The sequence below is a fragment of the Marinobacter zhanjiangensis genome, from assembly GCF_014651935.1.
Classification (GTDB): domain Bacteria; phylum Pseudomonadota; class Gammaproteobacteria; order Pseudomonadales; family Oleiphilaceae; genus Marinobacter; species Marinobacter zhanjiangensis.
This window is the reverse complement of sequence record NZ_BMXV01000002.1, coordinates 635,455-658,322: the sequence shown is the minus strand read 5'-3', so window position 1 is coordinate 658,322 and position 22,868 is coordinate 635,455. Positions and strand designations below refer to the sequence as shown.

18 protein-coding genes are annotated in these 22,868 nt (G+C 58.0%); 9 read left to right on the top strand and 9 right to left on the bottom strand.

Going from position 1 to position 22,868, the window contains the following annotated elements; translation table 11 throughout:
- Positions 1-38 precede the first annotated feature (38 nt).
- The 5 genes from IE079_RS06440 to thpD all read left to right on the top strand — a co-directional run bounded on the left by IE079_RS06440 (position 39) and on the right by thpD (position 5,806).
- Complete coding sequence (locus tag IE079_RS06440) at positions 39-2,033, top strand: hypothetical protein (RefSeq protein WP_373296181.1); 1,995 nt, start codon at positions 39-41, stop codon at positions 2,031-2,033.
- Positions 2,026-3,417, top strand: coding sequence for a PQQ-dependent sugar dehydrogenase (locus IE079_RS06435; RefSeq protein ID WP_189574470.1), 1,392 nt, complete (start codon positions 2,026-2,028; stop codon positions 3,415-3,417). Before IE079_RS06440 ends, IE079_RS06435 begins: the two co-directional genes overlap by 8 nt.
- A 285-nt stretch (positions 3,418-3,702) precedes the next feature.
- Positions 3,703-4,080, top strand: a complete 378-nt coding sequence (locus IE079_RS06430; protein WP_189574468.1) for an Xre family toxin-antitoxin system antitoxin — start codon at positions 3,703-3,705, stop codon at positions 4,078-4,080.
- Positions 4,077-4,544 (top strand): RES family NAD+ phosphorylase, encoded by a 468-nt coding sequence (locus IE079_RS06425; RefSeq protein WP_189574465.1) that lies wholly within the window; start codon positions 4,077-4,079, stop codon positions 4,542-4,544. The genes IE079_RS06430 and IE079_RS06425 overlap by 4 nt, the downstream gene beginning before the upstream one ends.
- A 326-nt stretch (positions 4,545-4,870) precedes the next feature.
- Positions 4,871-5,806: an ectoine hydroxylase gene (gene thpD / locus IE079_RS06420; RefSeq protein ID WP_189574462.1), complete on the top strand. Its 936-nt coding sequence runs from the start codon at positions 4,871-4,873 to the stop codon at positions 5,804-5,806.
- 180 nt (positions 5,807-5,986) lie between these two features.
- Here thpD and IE079_RS06415 read toward each other — a convergent pair whose 3' ends face one another.
- From IE079_RS06415 to IE079_RS06405, 3 genes are all read right to left on the bottom strand, one after another.
- Complete coding sequence (locus IE079_RS06415) at positions 5,987-6,904, bottom strand: 2-hydroxyacid dehydrogenase (RefSeq protein WP_189574459.1); 918 nt, start codon at positions 6,902-6,904, stop codon at positions 5,987-5,989.
- Between the two features lie 70 nt (positions 6,905-6,974).
- The gene (locus tag IE079_RS06410; RefSeq protein WP_189574456.1) at positions 6,975-7,385 is read right to left on the bottom strand and encodes an ACT domain-containing protein; all 411 of its coding nucleotides are present in this window, start codon (positions 7,383-7,385) and stop codon (positions 6,975-6,977) included.
- A gap of 344 nt (positions 7,386-7,729) precedes the next feature.
- Complete coding sequence (locus IE079_RS06405; RefSeq protein WP_189574453.1) at positions 7,730-9,148, bottom strand: methyl-accepting chemotaxis protein; 1,419 nt, start codon at positions 9,146-9,148, stop codon at positions 7,730-7,732.
- 303 nt (positions 9,149-9,451) lie between these two features.
- On the opposite strand from IE079_RS06405, the gene IE079_RS06400 reads away from it, so the two are divergent.
- The 3 genes from IE079_RS06400 (at position 9,452) to IE079_RS06390 (ending at position 12,157) form a co-directional block, all read left to right on the top strand.
- On the top strand, positions 9,452-10,534 hold the full coding sequence (locus IE079_RS06400; protein ID WP_227712348.1) for an alpha/beta hydrolase: 1,083 nt from the start codon (positions 9,452-9,454) through the stop codon (positions 10,532-10,534).
- A 241-nt stretch (positions 10,535-10,775) separates the two neighbouring features.
- Positions 10,776-11,216 carry a cyanase gene (gene cynS / locus IE079_RS06395; RefSeq protein WP_189574450.1) on the top strand — a complete coding sequence of 147 codons (441 nt, stop codon included), beginning with the start codon at positions 10,776-10,778 and terminating at the stop codon, positions 11,214-11,216.
- A gap of 128 nt (positions 11,217-11,344) precedes the next feature.
- The gene (locus IE079_RS06390; protein WP_189574447.1) at positions 11,345-12,157 is read left to right on the top strand and encodes a formate/nitrite transporter family protein; all 813 of its coding nucleotides are present in this window, start codon (positions 11,345-11,347) and stop codon (positions 12,155-12,157) included.
- 93 nt (positions 12,158-12,250) lie between these two features.
- On the opposite strand, the gene IE079_RS06385 is transcribed toward IE079_RS06390, so the two are convergent.
- The 6 genes from IE079_RS06385 to IE079_RS06360 all read right to left on the bottom strand — a co-directional run bounded on the left by IE079_RS06385 (position 12,251) and on the right by IE079_RS06360 (position 21,450).
- The gene (locus IE079_RS06385; RefSeq protein WP_189574444.1) at positions 12,251-13,978 is read right to left on the bottom strand and encodes a bifunctional protein-serine/threonine kinase/phosphatase; all 1,728 of its coding nucleotides are present in this window, start codon (positions 13,976-13,978) and stop codon (positions 12,251-12,253) included.
- Positions 13,979-14,064: 86 nt separating this feature from the next.
- A complete protein-coding gene (locus IE079_RS06380; protein ID WP_189574441.1) occupies positions 14,065-15,522 on the bottom strand; it encodes a malate:quinone oxidoreductase in 1,458 nt (485 codons plus the stop codon).
- An 82-nt stretch (positions 15,523-15,604) separates the two neighbouring features.
- Positions 15,605-17,935 (bottom strand): xanthine dehydrogenase family protein molybdopterin-binding subunit, encoded by a 2,331-nt coding sequence (locus IE079_RS06375; protein WP_189574438.1) that lies wholly within the window; start codon positions 17,933-17,935, stop codon positions 15,605-15,607.
- Positions 17,932-18,396, bottom strand: coding sequence for a (2Fe-2S)-binding protein (locus IE079_RS06370; protein ID WP_189574435.1), 465 nt, complete (start codon positions 18,394-18,396; stop codon positions 17,932-17,934). The genes IE079_RS06375 and IE079_RS06370 overlap by 4 nt, the downstream gene beginning before the upstream one ends.
- A gap of 212 nt (positions 18,397-18,608) precedes the next feature.
- A complete protein-coding gene (locus IE079_RS06365) occupies positions 18,609-20,216 on the bottom strand; it encodes a BCCT family transporter (protein WP_227712347.1) in 1,608 nt (535 codons plus the stop codon).
- Positions 20,217-20,292: 76 nt separating this feature from the next.
- On the bottom strand, positions 20,293-21,450 hold the full coding sequence (locus IE079_RS06360; RefSeq protein ID WP_189574433.1) for a zinc-binding dehydrogenase: 1,158 nt from the start codon (positions 21,448-21,450) through the stop codon (positions 20,293-20,295).
- Between the two features lie 369 nt (positions 21,451-21,819).
- On the opposite strand from IE079_RS06360, the gene IE079_RS06355 reads away from it, so the two are divergent.
- Complete coding sequence (locus tag IE079_RS06355; RefSeq protein ID WP_189574430.1) at positions 21,820-22,788, top strand: beta-ketoacyl-ACP synthase III; 969 nt, start codon at positions 21,820-21,822, stop codon at positions 22,786-22,788.
- Positions 22,789-22,868: the final 80 nt, after the last annotated feature.

The following is a 22,868-nucleotide window of genomic DNA, read 5'->3' as shown; positions in this document are numbered from 1 at the left end:
GAAACGCCTTGAGAGCATCGTTGAGGGATCACTTAAGAATGATTCCAGGCAAGGAGAATATTGTGGCTGATACCGGCTCTGACACAGATTCCAGCCCCACTGTCGCAACGTTTGACGCGGCCCTCGAACAGCTTTCGCTCACGCACCGGAGCGACCCCCTGGCGCCCAATACCCGGGTTCTGGAAGCGGCACTGGATGTTATGGCGTCGCCTGGCGGACTGGACGCGTTATACGCACGAGTGCCGGCGATGGAAGCCAAGGGCGTATTTGCCAATAGTGACTGGGACCAGCCTGCCATTTTGCGGCCAGCACTGGCCGTGCGAACACTACGCCAGGGAGCGCCGGCCTATACCACGATAGAGGCGCTGAGTGAGCTTCGCCTGCTTGCCGTGGCCATGGGGGATTATCAACATCCCGGGGTTTCAGCGGAGCAGGCCAGGAACTTTCTGACCCAGGTGACGGCATTGAACCTGGATCTGCTGTCGGGACAGATGAGCGAAGCGGACCGGGAGCGGCCGCAGGGGCTCGGGCAGATCGTCAATTCGCTTTACCAGTTCCTCCTCAACAGGCTGGGCTATGAGAGCATTCTCGACAGCCTGGTGGATGAAGTTCGGCGTTTGCTGGCCCAGCGACCCATACAGAACGACAGCATCAAGCAGATGGTCAGCCAGATTGCCAAATGCCTGTTTGATCCGGCCATTGAAACCTCGGGCATGCATAAGGCGGCACGACTGGTCAGTGCCTTGTTCGGGCCTGCCAGGGGATGCCGCGATGACCCGGGCTTTGCGGTCTACAGTGAACGCATGGCAGCCATGGACGAATCCGCGCTGACGGAAGAGGCACAAGGTTTTGCCAGCGGGATGCACGAGACAGGCATGGTGTCACCTTATCATCCGATGTTTTTACGGCACCTGCGGGAGCATCGCGATGAGCTCATACCCCTGGCGCTGGGCCTGAGCATCACCGGCAACGATGTGCTGCAAAGCTACCGCCAGATCGTGCTGGCACTGATCGATGACGCTGTACATCCGGAAACCAGCCAGGCTGTCTACGGGCTCGCCATGTTTCTTGAGCGCGGCTCGCTGTTTACCCCGGCCGTGGCCGCCGGCCTGTGGCGCCAGCTCGAACTGACGTTGTGTCCGGCGGCATCCGCAAAACTGACTGCCGTTTTTGGTGATACGCACCCGCCAAGGGTGTATTTGCTGGCCGGGGTAATGAGTCTGCTGGGGCAACCATTGGGCGTGGGGCAGGGCAATAACCCGACCTGTCAGTCGGTCATTGGCCTGTCCATGTGGGCGTACAATGACGCCGATTTCCTGTTGCAGCTGGTGGCCTGGGCTGCCCGCGATGACGATGTCATCATGCGTTTCGAGGGTCAGCATATTTACTCCCGGCACCTGGAAGCCGGCCTTGTCAAGGAACCACCGACCGATGTGGACCCGGTTTCACTGGTGTTGATAGCACACCTTGACCGCATCTATAGCGAAATGGGGCGTTTGTGTGGGGTGCGCGACGACGACCTGCACCGCTGGATCAATCCGGAAATGTTTGGCTGGTGGGTAGGCAATGGCTTTCTCAGCATTTTCAGCCGCGAGACAGGGAAAATCCATAATCATCAGGAATTTATACGTCATTTCTACGCCTCGTATCATCCTTACTACAACGGTAATATACCCCTTATCCATCCGCAGCCCGCAGGTATCGCGGTCACCGACAGTGGAGGGCGCCTGGTTGGTCGCCATGCCATCACGATTATCCGCGTCAACCTTGATCGCGATGGCGAGATGCGTATCTACTTTTTCAATCCCAACAACGACAGCGGTCAGGACTGGGGCCAGGGTGTTAATTGCTCGACCGAGAGCAATGGTGAGCGTCATGGCGAGGTGTCGCTACCGTTTGCCGAATTTGCTTCGCGGCTGTGCGTATTCCATTACGACCCGAGGGAACTGGGGGACATGGCAATGGCTCCTGAAGCCGACGTTACCCGCGCCATTGAGCTTGCACGCACCAGTTGGGCTTCAGGGTATGAATAGTACGAAGGACGTAGACTTAAGGAAGTCGCCGTTCACACTGGTATTGCTATCCCTGTTTGTTCTCTTGTCGGCCTGCGGAGGGCATGCGCGATTGCCGCCGCAAGCCGGGACCGGCGCTGATCCGGTGCTGCCCCAGCCACCTGGCAACCTGTTTCCCACCGTCGAGATTGCGCCGGCGGTTGGGTGGACAGACGGCGCCACTCCGACCCCGGCCGCGAATATGGAGGTCACGGCTTTTGCCAAGGGCCTCGACCACCCACGTTGGCTGTATGTCCTGCCAAATGGCGACGTGCTGGTCGCCGAGACCAACGCGCCTCCGGGGAAGAGCGGAATCGACGGCATCAAGGGATGGATAATGAAACGGGTTATGAAGCGCGCCGGGGCCGCTGTGCCGAGCGCTGACCGCATTACTCTGTTGCGTGATGCAGACGGCGACGGCAAGGCCGAATTCCGCAGTGTATTTCTCCAGGGTCTACATTCACCGTTCGGCATGGCGCTGGTCGGGGACACATTTTACGTGGCCAACGCCAATGCATTATTGAAAGTGCCTTATGAGAGCGGTGACACGACCATAACCGCAACTCCCGCCAAGGTTACGGATCTGCCCGGCAAGGGCGACGACTTGAACCACCACTGGACCAAAAGTCTGCTTGCCAGTGCTGATGGAGCCCACCTGTATGTGGGCGTCGGATCGAACAGCAACGTCGCTGAGAACGGCATGGAGGTCGAACACATGCGCGCCGCGATACTTGAGATTGATGCCGCCACCGGCGCTACGCGAATCTTCGCTTCAGGCCTGCGCAACCCCGTGGGCCTGGACTGGGAGCCGCACACGGGTGCGCTGTGGGCGGTTGTCAACGAACGCGACGAACTCGGCAGCGATCTGGTGCCCGATTACCTGACCTCGGTCCGACGAGGTGCTTTCTACGGCTGGCCCTACAGCTACTATGGTCAGCATGTCGATGACCGTGTAAAGCCCCAAAAACCTGAACTCGTCGCTCGTGCCGTCGTGCCTGATTTTGCCCTCGGCGCACACGTGGCGCCCCTGGGTCTGGCTTTCAACAATGACGGCGTGGCCGGTTTGGGTGAGGGCGCGTTTGTCGGCCTGCATGGCTCCTGGAACCGGCGGCCATTGAATGGCTATGAAGTTGTTTTTGTGCCGTTCACTGACGGTCGCCCGGCCGGCCCAATACAGGTGGTGCTGTCGGGCTTCCTGAGCGAGGACGGTAACGCCCGCGGTCGGCCTGTAGGGGTGTCACTGGATGGGCGCGGAGGTCTGCTGGTAGCCGATGACGTTGGCAACTCAGTATGGCGGATCACAGCAGTTTGTGATGATAAAGGCCCCGGGGAAGGGCCCGTGCAGGATTGTTCAGAGGTACCGTAGCAAATCAGGTACGGAGTTGTGGAAATTCGAAACGCAGAAACAAGGAGAATAAAGGAAACGGTTTGTTCGTCGCCGTGGCATCACAAAGAGCCGAATAAGCCTGCAAGAAATTCTGGCGCCATTGTGGTAAAATAATTCTGCCAAATGGCGGGAGGTTTTATGTCAGCGATCACAGAAAAAAAGCAGAGCCCTAAAGGGCATTTTGGGCCCGGTAAGGCGAACGTTCGAGGCGTGTACGCGGGGCGTGGTGCTGTGAAAACTCGTTCTGGTGCCACTGGAAAGCACGTGTTTTCTGGTGTTCAGGGCGTGAAGAAGATCCGCCGAGGTGGAAAGGCCAGGGAGCTGGATGCCCTGAAGGCCCTGTACGACATCGACGACACTGTGTTGTGCACTCTGTTGGGCATTTCCCCGCGCACCTTGGTGCGCCGGCGTGAAGACGGCACCGTGAACAAGGCAGAGCTGGATCGGGTAGCCACTTTGCACCTGGTGATGCATGACGCCGTAGAACTGTTTGAAGGTGACCGGGAAAAGGCACGACGGTGGCTAAAGCGTCCGGCGCGAGCCTTGGAGCACCAGTGCCCAATGGATTTGCTGGATACCGAGGCTGGTATTCGCATGGTACGGAACCTTATCGGGCAGCTTGAGCATGGCGTTTACGCATGAAGGCGTACCGGATCACAAAACGAAAACACAAGGACACCGCGTTTTCCGGGTTTGGTGCGCGCCAATATGGGGGGCGTTGGAATCTGCCTAATCACCCAGCGGTGTATCTATCCGAGAGTATTGCCCTTGCTCAGTTGGAAATTCTGGTGAATCTGGGTGAGGAAGACAGCTTGCAGAATTATCTGCTGTTCCAGGTCGAGGTACCCGACAGTCAGGTTATGGTCCTGGCCGACGACGCTTACCCAAAAGACTGGAACGGAACAAGAGTGTCGGCAGGCACTCAAGAGGTCGGGACTGACTTCCTTATCGACGGCGAAGCGCTCGCATTGGCGGTACGTTCGTGTGTTGTGCCACAAGAATATAACCTCATCCTTAATCCGGAACACCCCGACGCAGAAGCCGTTATCGAAGAGGCCGTTGAGGTGGAATTCCAGTTTGATGCTCGACTGAGCCCTGATTCCTGAGACGTTGTTTGCGCAGATTGATCAGACATTCTCACTCGGTCTTGAGGCAATGGCCATTGATGAAAAACTTGGGATAGAAGTCTATAGCATTTAACATAATATACATTATGCGCACTAGGGTATTGGTTTGTGAGACAGATGGAAGCGGCTGACGGCATGGGATGCTATCCCCGGATGTGGCGTTATGGCGAGCCCCAGATGGTTTTGGACGCGGTGGTGAATGGTTACGTCACCTTTACGTCGGTTAGCGTACATACGAACGTCGGGTTCAGAGGCATCCTCATCCATTAAAGCTCCCATTCATTTCAAGCTAAAGTGATTTTGCCATGAACCAGACCAATGATGCCTATCCTTCGCGCCTGAAAGAGACTGACGATCACGTCGAGCCCTTTATCCGTACTGACCCCGTGGTTCATTCGGGTAACAAATACCGGTGGCACGGGCCGCTGGATGAAGTGGCGTTATCAAAATACGAGCGGGATGGTTTCCTGTGGTTTAAAGGATTCTTTAATCAGGAGCGAATGGCGCCATTCTTCGAGGAACTTCGCGAGATGGCGCAGGACAAGGAAATGCTGGCATCGGACCAGGTCATCCAGGACCCCACCACCGGTGATATCCGCTCGGTGTTCGCCATGCATGAGCTTTCCGAACACTTCAGCCGCCTGACCAGGGACCCCCGTATCCTGGGCATGGTCCAACAACTACTCGGCAGTGAGGTCTACATCCATCAATCGCGGATTAACGACAAGCTCGGGTTCGAAGGCAACGGGTTTTACTGGCACTCGGACTTCGAGACCTGGCACAGCGAGGATGGCATGCCCCGCATGCGGGCGGTCAGTGCCTCGCTGATGCTCACGGACAACAATGAGTTCAATGGACCGCTGATGCTGATTCCCGGCTCCCATCACTACTTCATCCCGTGTGTGGGAGAAACGCCGGATCTCAACTGGCAGCAATCCCTCAAGTCCCAACGGCTTGGGGTGCCAGATCGGAAAGCACTCGGCATTATGGCGAATCGCGGCGGCATTCAGGCGCCCAAGGGGCCGGCAGGGTCGCTGATGCTGTTCGAGAGCAACACTCTGCACGCATCGAACAGCAATATCTCACCCTGGCCCAGGGCCAATCTGTTCTTTGTCTACAACAGTGTCGACAACCGGCTGAAAGAGCCCTATGCCGCCAATTCCGCACGGCCCGAATTCCTGGCGGCCCGTGAAAACACCGCCCCCCTGACCATGCATGACGATTTCCCGGCTCTGGCCTAAGCTTTAAAGGGTCAGAGGAAGGTGAAAGAGCAGTATCACCAGCTGCACCCGGAAAACTGGGCTTTCCAGGCAGCTCAGCTATTGGGTTTTTCCATGTTGTACGACCAAACTAGTTCTTTACATGAAGTTTCGGAGCCAACTAACTGATTTTACATGAGCGTCGCCTGATGGACCCACCCGTCACTCAGCCCCAAAATACTCCAGAAGGTTATCCGCCACCCGTTGCCCCATGGCCAGCCGGGTCTCGATGGTGCCGCTGGCGTAGTGTGGGGTCAGCACGACATTGTCCAGTTCCAGCAAGGCTTCCGGCACGTGAGGCTCATCTGCCAGAACGTCGAGCCCCGCCGCCCGGATGCGGCCCTGTTGCAGGGCACGGATCAGTTCGCACTGGTCGACGGTGCTGCCTCGGCCCACATTGATCAGAATACCCTCCGGCCCCAGGGCATCCAGCACCTGCGCGTCCACCATGTTTTCCGTGGCGGGGCCACCGGGGACGATGACTACCAGAAAGTCGCTGGCCTCGGCCAGTGAGACCACCGAATCATGATAGGTATAGGGAACTTCCGGGTTGCGGTTGCGCTGATGGTAGGCAATGGGCATATCAAATGCGACAGCACGCCGGGCGAGCGCCTGCCCGATCTTGCCCAGGCCCAGGATACCAAGACGCTTGCCCGTCATCCGGTTACCCAGGGGCAGGTCCTTAAGCCAGCGACCGGCGCGGACATTGCGTTCAGCCTGCATCAGTCGTCGTGTGGTTGCCAGCATCAGGGCAATGGCGCCGTCCGCCACATCGTCGGTCAGCACCCCGGGCGTCGTTTCAACCCGGATCCCCCTGCCCTCGGCAATCTCCACATTGAGCGCATCAGTACCCACGCCGGACGAGGAGATAATCTCCAGGTTCGGCAGCGCCGCCAGTAAGGCTTCCGGCGCCCCCTGGGCGGCATTGGTCAGCAACCCCCGGATGGATCCCCCCACTTCCTGCAACATCGCATCGGCCTCATCGTCATCTCTTGGCAGCGTATGAAGCCGAAACCGGTCTTCCAGCTGGGGGAGGACATTGGGTGGCAAACGTCCGGCTACCAGGATATCGATGGCCATTGCCGGGGTCCTTTTTTATCAGGAGATGAAACCACGAGTTTAATGGGGTTCAGTACTTACTGTGGCCGTCTTAACCAGTGGGATTGCTGGCAAGTTCCTTCACCGCTTCCATGGCCTCATCAATCCGGTCACTGGGTACGAACATGTGGTCGTGATAAAACCCCGCGATGACATTGGTGGTAATACCACGCTCGGCAAGCTGGCTTGTCACCACGGATGTGAGCCCCAGGGCTTCAAGACTGGAGTGGCCTTCCAGAGTGATGCGGCGGAAGACCCTGTAGTAGTCCAGGCCCTCAGCTTTGGCTTGCTCCAGGGGAATGACCAGGGTAAGACCCTCCAGTTCGGCAATGCTGACGATGGGTTTCAGGTGTTCCAGCTCGCCATACTTTGCGTGCGGCACTGTGCAGTAGACATAGGTCGTCGAGTCCAGTGTTGGCGAGAGTTGCTTGATCAAATCCTGGAGAAACTGTGATCGGTTCATCTCTGATTATCCTTCAGCCGAATTCTGGTATAAGTCGCAGTTTGGTGCTTTATGTGGTCGTTTTAAGGTAATGGAATAAACGCTTAACTTCTATCCCCGGAACCTCACACTCACTGGCTCCAGCCGCCCCCTGATCATCAGGTTGATGAGAGACGTCACAGCGTGTACGACGAATTTGGCACTTTGCGTGGAGAATCGAATCGGCCTTCTATTCTCGAATCTACGTTAGCTGGCTTAGCACTTTGCGCGAAAATACCAATCTAAGATATTGATTTTTAGGTATTGCCAGTTCAGAGGTTTCTGTAGTCGTCCACACCAGGGCGCATTCTGGCTGGCAATAATCATCAGTCGTTTAAATGTTTGAGAGATTCAGACAGGCGTTCTATACGCTGGTTGGTAGCCGCAACCAGTTCACTGATCTCGCCGGCAGAATCACTGGAACGCTGGGCCAGTTTACGAACTTCATCGGCAACTACCGCAAAGCCCCTGCCTGAATCACCGGCCCTTGCTGCCTCAATGGCGGCATTCAAAGCCAGTAGATTGGTCTGGTCGGCGATCGCGTTGATAACCTTGATGATGTTGCTGATTTCCTTACCGGATGCCAGAACCTGGCTCATTTCCTCGTCGGTCACCTGCGCGGCCAGCCGTTTGTCGGTGATATCGACACCGAACGAAACAACCAGGCGAACTTCATTGGCAAAGTTCCGGATGGCGCAGGATGACAGCTCAAACCAGACAGGCTCTCCCTGTGTTTTGGTTTCCATCCTTACCACGTTCTTCTGGTCCTGACCTGCGAGAATCTGCTTGAAGTTGTCAGCGCTGGTAATCTGGGGAAGCGTCATCTGACCTTTCAGCAAATCCTGTTCACTATCGAATCCAAGCCGTTCGACCAGGTAGTGATTGGCTGAAATCAGTTTGCCATTGGTATCCCATTCCGCAATCGCCGCAGTTCGGCCAATCGCTTCGAATCTGCGGGCATTGGCAAGGCCGTTCTCTTTCGTTTCGGTTACATCAGCTTCCAGCGCAACGAAATTGGTCAGCTTTCCAGCTTTGTTGAAAATCGGATTGATGGCGAGAGAAATCCAGTACGGATCCCCATTCCTGTGGTAGTTGAGGATTTCGTCGTAGAAAGGTTGCCGTGCATTCAGCTGTTGGCGAATCCGGCGTCTGGTTTCCTCACTGGTATCCGCCCCCTGGAGACGGTCACCCGGTTTGGTGCCTTTCACTTCCTCGAGGGTGTATCCTGCCAGGTCCTCGAATCCCCGGTTTACGTAAACGGCATTGCCGTCGGGGTCTGTGATAACAACGGCATTCGAGGTGACCCGGGCAGCGGCAGCCAATAGTTCGTCTTCGGGATCAGGCGTGGGACGACCGGACAGATCATGCAGGATCAGTGTGCGGAAAGACTGACCGTCAAGTTTGCTCAGAAGCTGGGTCACCCGACATGGCCACTCCCGCCCCTGCTTGTCTGTCAGGGAGTGATCGCCTTCGGTAACCAGCTGCCCGGCAAGATCGGCACCAAACACTGAGGCAACTGGCCGGCCGGAAACCGAGTCGATGCCCGCGCCGAAGCGCTTTTTCATGGGTGCATTCACTAATACGACGTTGTCATCGGAATCCAGTGTGACGAACGGCTCCGATACTTCAGTCAGAAACTCCTCCAGACGCCGGATCCGGTCCGATGGTGAGACTTCTTCAGGAGTGTTCTGAATTCGCTCGTTATTTTCCGTTTTCGCTTTGTTCCTGGTGAACCACCCAGACATTGAATTCGCCTTCTAAAAGATCCAATTGATTACCTGAGATTAACATAGACAGTTTTCAGGGTTTTGGCTACAGAGTATGAATGGATTGTTCCAGGGGCGCCACGGAAAAGGCGTTTCAGTTTGTCGCCGGGAACCACACGGCATCCTCCCGAACTGGCTGGTCACGGAATCCGGCTGACTGACATCCGTGGTTGTCAGTCGGGCCCGTGTGGGTATTAACGAAAATTGCTACAGTGCTCCGGATGATGTCAATGTTGCGATCGAACCCGCGGATATTCCGGCACTGACGCCTGAGGGGCAAGCATGATCTGGTTGGGTACGCTGTGGCTTGCCATGATGTGGCTGATATTTTTTGTGCTGGCTCTGGCTGCGGCGGTGTTCCTGCTCCGGCGGCGCAGTGACCATTCCCGCCGTAGACGTTCCACGCCGCCGGCGTATTCGCCGGACAATCCCCGTCAGCAGGTTCTGGAGAGCATCGAAGCCATGCATGGAGTCACCGAAGGACTACGAGGCAAGGCCCGGGTCAGGGCCCTGCGCGACTATATGGACAGCATGAGTGATGGCCTGGACCTGGTATCCGAGTTTCGTCCCTCGAAGGGTTCGTCGCCGGCAGGTGAATGGGTGATCGCCCCGGGCGCCCTGCCCGAGCGCAGGATTCTGTATATCCACGGGGGCTCCTGGGTCGCCGGCAGCCCGAAAAGCCATCGTGCCATCACTGACCGCCTGTCAGTGATGGCGCGGGCCTGTGTTTTCGCTATCGATTACCGTCTGATGCCTGAGCACACTTTCATGAGCGGGGTTTCCGATTGCCGCCGGGGTTATCGCTGGTTGCTGGAGAACGGCCCCGATGGGCCGGCCCCCGCCCGATTCATGGTGGTGGCCGGCGACTCCTCCGGGGGCAGCCACACCCTGAGCCTGCTGGCCTGGATACGGGATCAGCAACTGCCGGCGCCGGATGCAGCGGTGGCGCTCTCCCCGTCCACGGAACTGATGATCACGGGGCTGGGCAGCCGGGACAATATCGAGTCTGACCCGATGCTGGGGCCCACTGTGACCAGGCTGTCAAAAATACCCTCGCCCCTGCTCTGGTGGGGCACTCTGGCGGGCCTACGGGTACTGCCCACCAACCCGGTGGCATCCCCCCTGAGGGGCCCGCTGCATAACCTTCCCCCTACCCTGATTCAGGTCAGTGAAGCTGAAATTCTGCTGGATAACGCACGCCGCTATGCGGAGAAGGCTCGTCAGGCCGGCTCCACGGTGGAGCTGCAGACCTGGCCAGACATGGTTCATGTCTGGCACCTGTTCACGCCCTTGCTGCCGGAGGCCAACGAGGCCTTCGAGGCAATCCGGGTTTTCCTGGAACGGGTTGAGCGCGAACGGTCCTGACTGACCATCAATCCCACAGCACGATTTACGCTGGCTGAAGTTCCCTCGGCAACCGGAACCGTCAGCGTCCTGTCCAGGCTCACGCTTGAATGTCGGGCTATGTAGTTTCGTGTCTGGCACGGCACCTGCACTGCTTTGACAGTAAGAGGTCATTAGCGGGTATGCACGATTATTTTCCCCTGTGAGGCCTCGAAATGGTGCGCAAGCACCACAATCGAGCACAACAGACTGAGGGTTGGATATGAATCATGAAATGATGACGGCCACCATTCTCACAGCGAAAAACGAGAAAGGAATGACCTGGGAGCAGATTGCCGAAGCCGTCGGCATGTCCCCGGTGTGGACCACATCCTGTTGCTTTGGCATGAACACCATGCTTGCGGATCAGGCCAGGGCGCTGTGCAAGGTGCTTGACCTGGATGCGGACATCGCGTCCACATTGCAAACCTGCCCCTCCAAGCACTGGGGCGACAGTGTACCCCAGGATCCCCTCATTTATCGCCTCTACGAAGCGACCATGATCTACGGCCCCAGCGTGAAAGCGCTTATCCACGAAAAATTCGGCGACGGCATCATGAGCGCCATTGACTACAAAATGTACGTGAAAAAGGTAGAAGACCCCAAGGGCGATCGAGTGGTGATCACCATGGACGGCAAGTTCCTTCCCTACAGGCGATGGTAAGGGGCCCGCGGGGACTGCACCCCGGACACCCCCTTAAATGACTCTCCAGCACCGCTTAAGAATTGCCAAAACAACATCAGCGTCTGGCCAATAGCGTTCGTTTTTTTACTTCATAAAGGACTGCGGATATGTCTTATCTTCAACCCAACGAGTTTGTTACCAAGCTGGTGGATGCCGGCGAAGCCAAAATCTACATGGGAACGCGGGATACCCTCATTCGCGCGTTCATGGCCGGGGCCACGCTGGCTCTGGCGGTCATCTTCGCCATCACCATAGCGGTTCAGACCGGTTCTTTTCTCTTGGGCGCACTGCTGTTTCCGGTCGGTTTCTGCATGCTCTATCTCATGGGGTACGACCTGCTCACCGGGGTTTTCATGCTTGTGCCGATCGCCTGGCTGGACAAGCGGCCCGGGGTAACCCTGCCACGAATGCTGAAGTGCTGGGGCCTTGTTGGGCTCGGTAACCTGGGTGGTGCGCTGTTTATCGCGATTTTCGGTTACCTGAACTTTTCCATGGGCGGCACTGAGGTGATCAGTGCCGTAGGCCAGAAAATGATGGAAGTTGGCGAGAGTCGGACAGTGGGTTATCAGGAGGCCGGCGCGGCCGGTTGGCTGGTGCTTTTCCTGCGCGGCGTGTTCTGTAACTGGATGGTTTCCATGGGCGTGGTTGGTGCCACCATATCCACGCACGTCTCGGGCAAGATCATGGCCATGTGGATGCCTATCATCGTGTTCTTCTATCTGGGCTTTGAGCATTCCGTGGTGAACATGTTCCTGTTTCCGATCGGGCTGATGATGGGGGCGGAATTCTCCCTGTACCAGTACATAATGTGGAATGAAATCCCGACTGTTCTGGGTAACCTGGTAGGGGGTCTGACCCTGGTTGGTCTGGTGCTGTACACAACCCACGTCAGAACCCAGGCGAAGAAAACCTTCTCCTGAACACGGTCGAAACCATGTAATCAAACCGGTGCCGGGTCAGATCCCGGCACCGGTTTTTTATGGGCACGAAAATAGTAAAAATTTCATTGTCCGCTACAGGTAGAGCAAGATCAGCTGGCCCGCCAAAAGTATCGCAAGCACCAGCGAGACCCCCTTCCAGAGGGCTTCCGGGTTGCGCTCAATCAACGGCGGCCGGACAGCATTCACGAACTCGCGCCTGGGATGGTAAAGGTCGTGGATAAATTCCGAAACCTCGGCGTAACGCCGATCGGGGTGAGGGTGCAGAGCCTTGCGTAACGCTCCGTCGATCCACGCGGGACAGCTGCGATTGTAGTGGTAAACCGGTTCGTACTTGAGGCGGTTGAGCCCGGCGCGGCTGCGAACCTGGGCGGCCTCGGGGCCGTATGGCAGGCGCCCGGTGAGCATCTGGTAGGTGATCACACCGAGGGAAAAAACATCTGACCGGACAGAGCCCCCCTCACCCATGAAGTACTCCGGCGCCGAGTATTGCTGCGTGCCCAGAATGGGCTCATTGTCGGACCCCCTGCCCTCGCTTAATCCTGCAACCTGGACAGCACCGAAGTCGATCAGTTTGGCAGTCCCGACACTGTCGACCATGACGTTTGCCGGCCGCACGTCCTGGTGGATCATGTCCTGCCGGTGAAAGGCGCGCAGAGCTTTGCCTATCTGCTCCACGAGCGCCCTGACTTTGTTGAAATCGGCGCCAGGGTTGTCCCGCATCCACTGGGTCAGGGTCTGGCCTTCAATATATTCAGTGACGACATAAAGGTAATTCTGGGAGTGTGAGCGCTCGTAGGGCTGCAGCACGTAGGGACTGTCGACACGTCGCGCAACCCATTCCTCGGCCAGAAACTGCTCCAGGGCGACCGGATCTTCCCGCACATCAATCGCCGGCACCTTGAGGACAACAGGCCTGCCAGTCGCCGTATCCACGGCAAGATAAACGTAGCTGCGGCTGCTCATGTGCAGTTCGCGGACTATCTCGAAACCGTCTATCAGGCTGCGTGCACCGAGCGTCGGCGGGAAAGGCAGCTCCGTCGCGTGTTGCTGGAGCTCATGGAGTTTGGGCTGGGGAATCTGATCGACGCGCAGAATCTGCACGGTCAGGTTGTCGTCGCTGCCCTGATCGTAGGCCGCTTTGACAATGGTACGTGCGGCTTCGTCCAGGTCCTCCGGGTTATCCGCAATGGCCGCAGCAATGTCAGTGGGGCTCAGCGCTTCATAGATGCCGTCCGTTACCAGCACAAAGGTGTCTTCCGCGTCCACCGCCTGTGTGTGATAGTCGATTTCGACCAGGTCATTCACCCCGAGCGCCCGGCCAAGGTAGCTCTTTTCAGGCGAAATCCAGTGGCGATGATCGCGAGTAAGCTGCTCGAGAGTGCGGCCGTGAACCTGATAGGCCCGCGAGTCGCCGATATGAAAAAAGTGAGCCCTGGTGGATTTGATGACCAGTCCGGTGAAGGTGCAGACGTATCCGCGGTCTTTATCGTAGCGAGCCCAGCTATTGTTGGTATGGGAAGTCAGCCAGGCATTTGTGGCATTGATCACCCGGTCCGCGGATTTCTTCACGGACCAGGCGGCAGACGTGCAGTAGTAGTCCTGGAGAAAACTCTTGACGGCCGTCTCACTGGCGATATGGCCGACATCACTTGAGCTGATTCCGTCGGCCAGTGCCATGGCCACGCCCTTGGACTCAAGTTCCGCTGATCCGGGAATACGGACCCCATGGAAATCCTGATTGGAAGGTTTGGCACCAGCATCCGAGTGCTGCCCAACCGATACCCGCAAATACCCTGCCATAGCCCTTCCTCAAGGCGCGCTGTGAGCCGTTCGATGACTGGCTGATTGCCAGCCAATCGACCCGCCACGCGTGACCGGTGTGATCCCTACGCCCCGGACCGGGTTATCCCCAGCCGCTGGTTGACAGCATCGCGAATCTCCCGATATCGGTCAGGATTATTGATCAATGTCTCCAGATTGTCTTCGGGGAAAATCTCTTTCTTCCTTTTCTCGGCTTCCTCGCTGGAGAAAACGGTCGGCAGCAATTGCTCGAGGCAACGCAACATGACCTCGGGGGAAACCGACGCCCCCGGCGATGCGCCGAGCAAAGTGCCGTAGGTCTTGTCTTCGGATACCAGGATTTCCGTGCCCATCTGCAAATCCCCGTCCTTGATGATTTGCACACGCTGGCCGGCTTCCACCGGTTTCCAGTCGAACTTTGTACTCAGGCCCGGAGCAAAGCTGTCCAGCTCTTCAAACATGCTCTTTTCGCCCTTGAAGGTCTCTGAAACCAGATACTTCACCAGCGGGAAATGCTCAAAAGCCACACTCAGCAAGCCGGGGATATCGTGCAGACGAATCGAGCTGAGGTAATCGAAAAAGCCCCGACCTTTTTCAAGAACTGGCTTGAACGACGCGAAAGGACCAAACAACAGGTAATGCTTGCCATCCACCACCCGCAAATCCAGGTGCGGAACAGACATGGGTGGCGCGCCAACCGCCGCTTTGCCATAGGTTTTCGCCCGGTAATCCCTGGCCTGCTCCTCGCTGATCGGGGCCTGCAGGAATCGACCGCCCACAGGGAAACCTGCGAAACGGTTGCGGAACGGCAAGTGGCTTCTTTTCAGCAATGGGAAGGCACCGCCACCGGCGCCGACGAAGAGCACATCTGCCTTGTGCTGAAGCGGCTCTCCGTTTTTCTCTGCTTCGATCAGCCAGCTTCCGGCACCACTGCGGTGGACCCGCTTCACATGGGTGCCGTATTCAATATTGACGCCCAGCCCTTCTGCGTGGGCCGCCAGTTGCTCGGTCAAGGCACCAAAATTGACGTCCGTGCCTGTTTCAATGACGGTAGCGGCCATTTTTTCGTGGCGGGGGCGCCCTTCCATGGTATACGGAATCCAGTCCTTGATTTCATCGAAGTCTTCCGAATAACGCATGTGCTCGAAAAAGTGATGAGCCGACATTTCCCGGAATCGCAATTTCAGCAGCTCAATGGCCGATTCGGAAACAATGGTGCAATGCCTGGTCTGGTTGATGAACGTGCCGGGGTCGTTGATAGCACCCGTTTCGATCAGGTGAGCCCAGAACTGCTTGGCCACATTGAACTGGGCATGGATCTTCAGGGCCTTTTCAACTGAAATAACTTCTTCATCCACCGGGGTGTAGTTCAGCTCACAGTTGGCTTCATGCCCCGTACCGGCGTTGTTGAATGCCCATGAGTTCCCGGCCCCGGCTCTGTCCAGTCTCTCCAGAATGGTGATATTCAGATCGGGCGCCAGCTCTTTCGCCAGCGTGGCAAAGGTGGTTCCCATGATGCCCGCCCCGATGATAATTACATTCATAAAATCTACTCGCTGGTGTCAGTGTTGCGATCGTCGTCGATAAAGGATTCTTGCCCAAAGATACCATGCTTTCGGCATCTGATTATCCCCTCAGCTGATCACCGACGGGCAGGCGACGTATACGTTTCCCGGTAGCGGCATGGATCGCATTGCACAACGCCGGAGCCACAGGTGGCAGGCCGGGCTCACCGACTCCGCCCATGGCATCATCCGGGTTGTCGATCAGGTGTACCCGGACCACTTCCGGCGCATCCGGCATTCGCGGAATCAGGTAGCTGTCGAAGTTATCCTGCTGGGCAACGCCATCCTTGAAGGTCACCTCGCTTTGCAGGGCAATGCCAATGCCCATCACGCAGGCACCCTCGATCTGTGAGCGGATTCGCTCCGGGTTGGCCTGGGGCCCGCAGTCGAAGGCAATGTCTGCCCGGTGAATGGTCAGTTCACCGTCGTCGTCCACTTCCACGTCGAACACAATGGCGGTGTAGGAGACAAAGCTGTGGTGGAAGGCCAGGCCCAGGCCACGCCCCTTCCCTGTCTCGCGACCCCAGCCGGCTTCCTCGGTGGCGCGCTCAATAACACGCCGCATGCGAGCCACATCGATGGGGTACAGGTCCGGGTCCTCGCCGTAGTTCCAGCCATCGCCGACGGTCAGGTTGTGAACTTCCCGGTCGGATCCAAGCAAATCCAGCACATAGTCCCGGTGGTCCTTGCCCGCTGCCACGGACATTTCATGGGCAAAGCTCTGGATCGCCCAGGCGTGGGGCAGGTTGTAGACCGAGCGGAACCAGCCGATGCGCACATGGGCCGGGGCGGGTGGATTTTCCAGCCGGATAGCGGGAATGCTGAACGGCATGGTATTGAAGCCCATGCCCAGCTCGAACTCCCCTTTGTGTTTGGGGTCCGGGGCAAAGAGCGAGGCGATGCTGGGCGACAGCGTCCGGTGGCGCCAGCTGGTCGCCTTGCCATCGGCATCGAGGCCGGCTTCCAGGTGGTCGACGGACACCGCGTGGAAATAGGCGTGCTGGATGTCATCCTCACGGGACCACTGCAGTTTGATGGGTTGCCCCTCGAACTCTTTCGCTACGTGCGCCGCCTCGGTCACAAAATCCGGCTTCGACTTGCGCCCGAAGCCGCCGCCAAGCAGGGTCTGGTGAACCGTGACGTTTTCCAGATCCATCTCCAGCAGGCCGGCGATACCCTCGCGGGTGGCCCTGGGGTTCTGGACCGGTGCCCAGGCTTCGGCCTTGCCGCCCCTGATCCGTACCACCGCCACAGGCGGCTCCATGGGGGATTGCGCCATGTGGGGCATGTAATAGGTTGCAGAGACCCGCTGGTCGGCCTCTTTCAATGCAGCCTCGGCATCGCCCTTCTGGCGGACGACCTTGCCGGGGGATTGCGCCGCCTTTTCCAGGGACTGCCGGTAGGCCTCGGTGGTATAGCTGGCATTATCACCCGCCGGGCCATTGTCCCAGTCAATCTTCAGGGCTCTGCGGCCCTCCATGGCGGCCCAGGTGTTGGTCGCCACCACGGCAACGCCACCCAGCGGGCTGAAGGCTGCCGGCTGGCCCGTGCCTTCGATGCGGATCACCTTCTTTACGCCGGAGACTTTCAGCGCGTCGCTGTCATCGACACTTTTTACTTTGGCGCCATAGACCGGTGGACGGGCCACGACCGCGTAGAGGGTATCCTCCAGATCGATATCGGCGCCGAATATCGCCTTGCCGGACACAATGTCCTCACCATCGATGGCCTTTGGATGGGCGGATTTCAGTTCGCCGTTGATCAGGCCGGATTCCTTGCCGATGAAGCGCAGTTCGCTGTCGGATTTAAGAACCAGCGCATCCCGGCCGGGAACGTCCAGCTCCCTTGCGGCCTTTGCCAGCTCTCCGAAGCCGGCTTCCCGGCCTGTGGCCGGATGCACCACCTTATGAACCTCGGCCCGCACCTCATGCACCGGTACATCCCATTCATCAGCGGCGGCCTGCTCGAGCATCAGCCTGGCAGCCGCGGCTGCACGGCGCATGGGGTCATACCAGTGGCGCATGCTGCGCGAACCATCGGTATTCTGGTTGCCGTATTTCTCCTGGTTCGCATCCGCCTGCTGCACCCGGACCTGATCCCAGTCCGCGCCCAGTTCATCGGCGGCCACCATGACCAGACTGGTGCGGATACCCTGCCCCATCTCGGCACGGTTGTTGACGATGGTAACCAGGCCGTCGGAACCAATGTTGATAAACACATTCGGGTTGTCCACCCAGCCACCGGGCATGGCGCCGGCACCGAACTGGGCCTTTTCATTGGCCAGGCCCAGATCCCAGCGAGCGGCCAGCATGAGCGCCGAGCCCCCGGCGAGGCCTTTCAGAAGGCCACGACGGCTGACGTTGGCAAGCATCAGGTTATCTGATCGGCTCATGAGTTGGCCTCCTTCTGGTCCGCAGCCCGTTCAATGGCCGCCAGAATGCGATTGTAGGTACCACACCGACACAGGTTGCCTTCCATGGCATCGACAATTTCCCCGGTTTCCGGGGCCGGCGTTTTCTTCAGCAGCGCCGTGGCGTTCATGATCTGGCCGCCCTGGCAGTAGCCGCACTGAGCGACCCCCAGGTCCAGCCAGGCCTGCTGGACTTTCTGACCCACGGGGTCGTCGGCCATGGCCTCAATGGTGGTGATTTCACCCTGGACGGCAGACACCGGTGTCGAACAGGACCTTGTGGCCACACCATCCATATGCACGGTACAGGCACCGCACTGGCCGATCCCGCAGCCGAACTTGGTGCCTTTCATGCCGACGATGTCTCGAATGGCCCAAAGCAGGGGCATGTTATCGGGAATATCCAGCTCGTGCTGTTCTCCGTTTATGGTCAGCTTGATCATTGATCTCTCCCATCGTCATTTGTTCTGGAGGCCGGGACTGATGGCGGCTCAGATTTTCAGCTTAGTCGCAATCAGGGATATGTCACAGTTCGGGACGATACGTTCAGATTGCCTGAGCAGATCCACAAGACCCGGGGCTTTCAGCACCGCAGCGACGGCGTGCCTTGTTCAGAAAGCCGGGCCGTGTCTGCCGTTTCATGCCAGGGAGTGTTTCAGGATTCGCTCCTGACCATCCTGTGCCGGGCCTGCCTGCTCCAGGGAGCGACACGGAACTCCCCATGGCTGCCGGGCTTGGTCATATGGCGTTCCGAGCTCAATGCCCTGTAGAAGCTCAGACAGATCGCGACCAGCAGAAAGGACATGAAGAAACCAAGGGATATCGATGCATCCTGAATGGCTCGCAGGCCGCCAACGATCAGCAGGGTTGCGGCAACGGAGCCTTCGGAGACGGCCCAGAACACGCGCTGAGCACGTGGCGGGTCCGGATGTCCGCCGGAGGTGACCATGTCGTCCACCAGTGACCCGGAGTCCGAGGAGGTAATGAAAAAAATCACAATAACCAGAGTGGCCCACATCATGGTCAGGCCTGCCAGCGGCAGCTCACTCAGCAAAGCATGCAGTGACAGCGATACATCCTCCTGAACGATCTGGTTCAGCCCACCGGCACCGAAAAGTTCAATATGCAGCGCCGAGCCGCCAAAGACCGACAGCCAGACAAACGTGACCAGTGTCGGGACCAGCATCACTGAAAGCACAAACTCACGAAGCGTGCGGCCCCGGGAAATACGGGCCACGAAAACCCCCACAAACGGTGACCAGGATATCCACCAGCCCCAGTAGAACATGGTCCAGGTCGCTTGCCAGTCGGTATTTCTGGTGTATTCCACCCATAGGCTCATCTCGGGCAATTTCTGGATATAGATGCCAAGCGACCCCACCAGGGTTTCCAGAATGTAGATGCTTTGACCGGCAAGGAAAACGAACACCATCAGGCCGAACGCCAGGGACAGGTTGATAAGGCTCAGCCGGCGAATACCCGCCTTGATGCCAGAAACAACCGATATCGTGGCGATCAGCGTGATCAGGGCGATAATGCCCACCTGTACGTTGGTCTGCAGGGGTATATCCATATACTGGGCAAGGCCGCTGTTGATCTGCATGGCGCCCAGTCCCAGAGAGGTGGACACACCCAGAAGGGTTCCCACTGTGCACAGGATGTCGACACCGTGACCGATCGGTCCCTCGATATGACGCCCGATCAAAGGGTGAAGAATGGACCTCGGGGCAAGTGGAAGGTCGTGGCGGAAATGAAAATAGGCAATCGAGGCACCGAACAGAATATAGATTGCCCAGGGGTGCAGGCCCCAATGGAAAAACGTGTAGCGCATGGCCTCCTTGGCCGCCTCCGGCGTACCGCCCTGTGCGAACAGCGGGTTGGCATGGTGATACAACGGCTCGGCCACGCCCCAGAACACAAGGCCGGTGCCCATTCCGGCACTGAACAACATGGCAAACCATGCCCGGTAGCTGAATTCAGGTCGTGAATCCGGCGGCCCCAGCCGCAGCCGGCCATAGGGGCTGGCCATCAGCCAGAAGGCAAAGATGACAAACAGGGTGACAATCAGGGCGTAATACCAGCTGAAGGTGCTGGAGATCGATTGTTGCAGGCCGGAAAAGGCACCGCTCGCCGTTGCGGTGAAAAGTCCGCCAAAAATACAGAAAGCGATGACACAGAGCGCCGACCCGATAAAGACCGGCGGTGACATTCTTCGGGTAACACGATGCCAGCCCTGCGCCAAACCTGTTTTAAATGCGCCCATAATAACTACAGCCTGCGCAGGGGTCTTGGGGTGACGTCAAACGCGGTTCTCCGGCGTTGACAACGCTTCCGGTCAATCAGGGCGTCCGTTCAAACGGCTGCCCATGCTCAGCCCACTCTGAATCCGGCACGATCACGATTTTGCCCAGGTAGCCGCTGCCACGATTGACGAAGTAGTGCTCCGCGCTATGCAGGTCAGACAGCCTGAACGCCCCATGAAGCACCGGTTTGAGCTGGCCATTGCGGATCCACTCGACAAGCTGCTCCGCCTCTTCGCGAGTACCGTGAGAAACGCCGAATATCTGGACCTGGTAGAGGTAGATTCGCGTCCACATGATCTCTGACAGATTGCCAGCACTGGCCCCTGCGATGCTGAGCCTGGGATAGTCGCCGCGGGATTTCATGTCGAAAATCATGGTGTCGATGAAACGGTCGGTCATCTCGCCACCGGCCAGATCCATAACGGCATCGATCGGGGCTCCGCCGGTAGCCGCTTTTACCCGTTCCTCGAACTGATCCATGTCGGAACGGTCCAGTACCGCTTCAGCTCCCAGAGCTTTCAGGGCGTCCGCTTTGCTCCGCTGGCTCAAGGCGTAAGGTATGGCGCCCACAATACGGCAAAGCTGAATCAGGGCTGTGCCGACGCCACCGCTGGCCCCGGTCACCAGCACACGTTCACCCGCCTTGATGCGGGCCGATGTCATCATGTGATAGGCGGTCTGGTAGGAGCACATGCCCATGGCCGCCAGTTCCGCATCGGCGAGGTCCGGGTTGGGCACGTGGTGAAACTGATCGGAAGGCACGGCAACGTATTCGGCGAAGCCACCGTCGGCGCCATGGCCGTAGTAATCAGGGGACAGGTTGATGTCCCGCCGGTCATCGGGGTAAAGGTTGAAATCCAGCAATCCGCGCTCGCCGATGCGGGCCTCATCCACGCCCTCACCTGTCGCAACCACACGGCCAACAATGTCGGCACCCTGGATGCGGGGAAACGTCAGCGTTGGCTCTCCGCCCATGGCAAATGACGTGACATCGCCTTTGTCCTTTGTCGGGTACAGGCCTTCGCGGGCCTTGCGGTCGGTATTGTTCTTGGCAGTCGCCGTGACTTTCACCAGGACTTCGCCAGGCCCTGGTTCGGGTGTGACGAAGTCATCCCGGTACACCAGTTTGTCCACCTCACCGTGGCCGGTGAGAACCATCGCTTTCATGGTTTCCGGAATCGCAGGATCGCTCATCTTGGCACACCTTCGATCATGTTGGTGAGTGGGAGGAATCGTCACAGTCAGACCATAGCAAAGTTGACCGGCAGCCGCCTATGGGGCCACCGGTAGCCGGTTATGTCAGCTACCCCGGAATCTGAGCGGTTCTCCACCCTGGTTGGCCAGTTCCGGAAAATCGTCGCGCATGGTCAGGGGCGTGGTGTTTTTTTCGGCTTCCGGGAGTTCGGAGACGGTCATCCATGCCCTGTCTCACAGATTGGTCACACAAACGGGAGATTCCGACTTCTTTGACAAATCGCTAATAACCACGAATCGTTGATACAGTGTAGGATGCTGCCATAACATTGGCTTTACATCATTTTGCAATCCCGGGAAACGTCACGCATGCCATACGCCAGAATTACCGGTACTGGGTCCTACCTGCCCGAAAAGGTTCTTACCAATAAAGAGCTGGAAACCATGGTGGATACCACCGACCAGTGGATCAGGGAACGGACCGGGATTGCACAAAGGCATGTTGCCGCCGAGGGCCAGACCGCGGTGGACCTTGCCGAGCAGGCTTCACTACGTGCTATCGAGGCTGCTGGCATAGCCTCTGCCGATATTGACCTGATCGTGTTCGCCACCTCCACGCCGGACAAGATCTTCCCCAGTTCCGCCTGCATCCTGCAGGCCCGGCTCGGCGCCCATGGTTGCCCCGCCTTTGATATTCAGGCGGTCTGCAGTGGCTTTGTCTATGCCCTGGCTACCGCCGAGAAATTCGTCCGTACCGGTGCCAGTAAAAAAGTGCTGGTGGTGGGCTCGGAAGTGTTTTCAAAAATTGTCGACTGGGAAGACCGGGGAACCTGCGTGCTGTTTGGTGATGGTGCCGGTGCGGTCATTCTCGAAGCCAGCGAGGAAACCGGCATACTGTCCACCCATATTCACGCTGACGGGCGCTACGAGGACCTGCTGCATGTCCCCTGTGGTATCTCGTCCAACTACGAGCAGGTAAAGGCCGGCAAGGCGTTCATCGAGATGAAGGGCAATGAGGTCTTCAAGATGGCGGTGAATACCCTGGGCCGCATCGTGGATGAAACCCTGGCAGCCAGCGGCATGAACAAATCCGACGTGGACTGGCTGGTTCCTCACCAGGCCAATCTGCGGATCATCTCGGCCGCGGCCAAAAAGCTGAGCATGTCCATGGATCAGGTGGTTGTGACTGTGGACAGGCATGGCAATACATCGGCGGCATCCATTCCCCTGGCGCTGGATGTGGCAGTCCGGGATGGTCGCATCAAGAAGAATGAAGTGGTGTTGCTGGAAGCCTTCGGGGGTGGTTTTACCTGGGGGTCTGCCCTGCTCCGTTACTGACCCCGCCGACCGGATGCGGGCTTTGCTTGAGTGCGACTGATTGCCTCTATTAAACTGCTGTTATAAACATAACAACAGCT

Coding starts and splice junctions, on each gene's coding strand:
- IE079_RS06440 (WP_373296181.1), top strand. CDS start 39: ATGATTCCAGGCAAGGAGAATATTGTGGCTGATACCGGCTCTGACACA.
- IE079_RS06435 (WP_189574470.1), top strand. CDS start 2,026: ATGAATAGTACGAAGGACGTAGACTTAAGGAAGTCGCCGTTCACACTG.
- IE079_RS06425 (WP_189574465.1), top strand. CDS start 4,077: ATGAAGGCGTACCGGATCACAAAACGAAAACACAAGGACACCGCGTTT.
- thpD (WP_189574462.1), top strand. CDS start 4,871: ATGAACCAGACCAATGATGCCTATCCTTCGCGCCTGAAAGAGACTGAC.
- IE079_RS06415 (WP_189574459.1), bottom strand. CDS start 6,904: ATGGCCATCGATATCCTGGTAGCCGGACGTTTGCCACCCAATGTCCTC.
- IE079_RS06410 (WP_189574456.1), bottom strand. CDS start 7,385: ATGAACCGATCACAGTTTCTCCAGGATTTGATCAAGCAACTCTCGCCA.
- IE079_RS06405 (WP_189574453.1), bottom strand. CDS start 9,148: ATGTCTGGGTGGTTCACCAGGAACAAAGCGAAAACGGAAAATAACGAG.
- IE079_RS06400 (WP_227712348.1), top strand. CDS start 9,452: ATGATCTGGTTGGGTACGCTGTGGCTTGCCATGATGTGGCTGATATTT.
- cynS (WP_189574450.1), top strand. CDS start 10,776: ATGAATCATGAAATGATGACGGCCACCATTCTCACAGCGAAAAACGAG.
- IE079_RS06390 (WP_189574447.1), top strand. CDS start 11,345: ATGTCTTATCTTCAACCCAACGAGTTTGTTACCAAGCTGGTGGATGCC.
- IE079_RS06385 (WP_189574444.1), bottom strand. CDS start 13,978: ATGGCAGGGTATTTGCGGGTATCGGTTGGGCAGCACTCGGATGCTGGT.
- IE079_RS06380 (WP_189574441.1), bottom strand. CDS start 15,522: ATGAATGTAATTATCATCGGGGCGGGCATCATGGGAACCACCTTTGCC.
- IE079_RS06375 (WP_189574438.1), bottom strand. CDS start 17,935: ATGAGCCGATCAGATAACCTGATGCTTGCCAACGTCAGCCGTCGTGGC.
- IE079_RS06370 (WP_189574435.1), bottom strand. CDS start 18,396: ATGATCAAGCTGACCATAAACGGAGAACAGCACGAGCTGGATATTCCC.
- IE079_RS06365 (WP_227712347.1), bottom strand. CDS start 20,216: ATGGGCGCATTTAAAACAGGTTTGGCGCAGGGCTGGCATCGTGTTACC.
- IE079_RS06360 (WP_189574433.1), bottom strand. CDS start 21,450: ATGAGCGATCCTGCGATTCCGGAAACCATGAAAGCGATGGTTCTCACC.
- IE079_RS06355 (WP_189574430.1), top strand. CDS start 21,820: ATGCCATACGCCAGAATTACCGGTACTGGGTCCTACCTGCCCGAAAAG.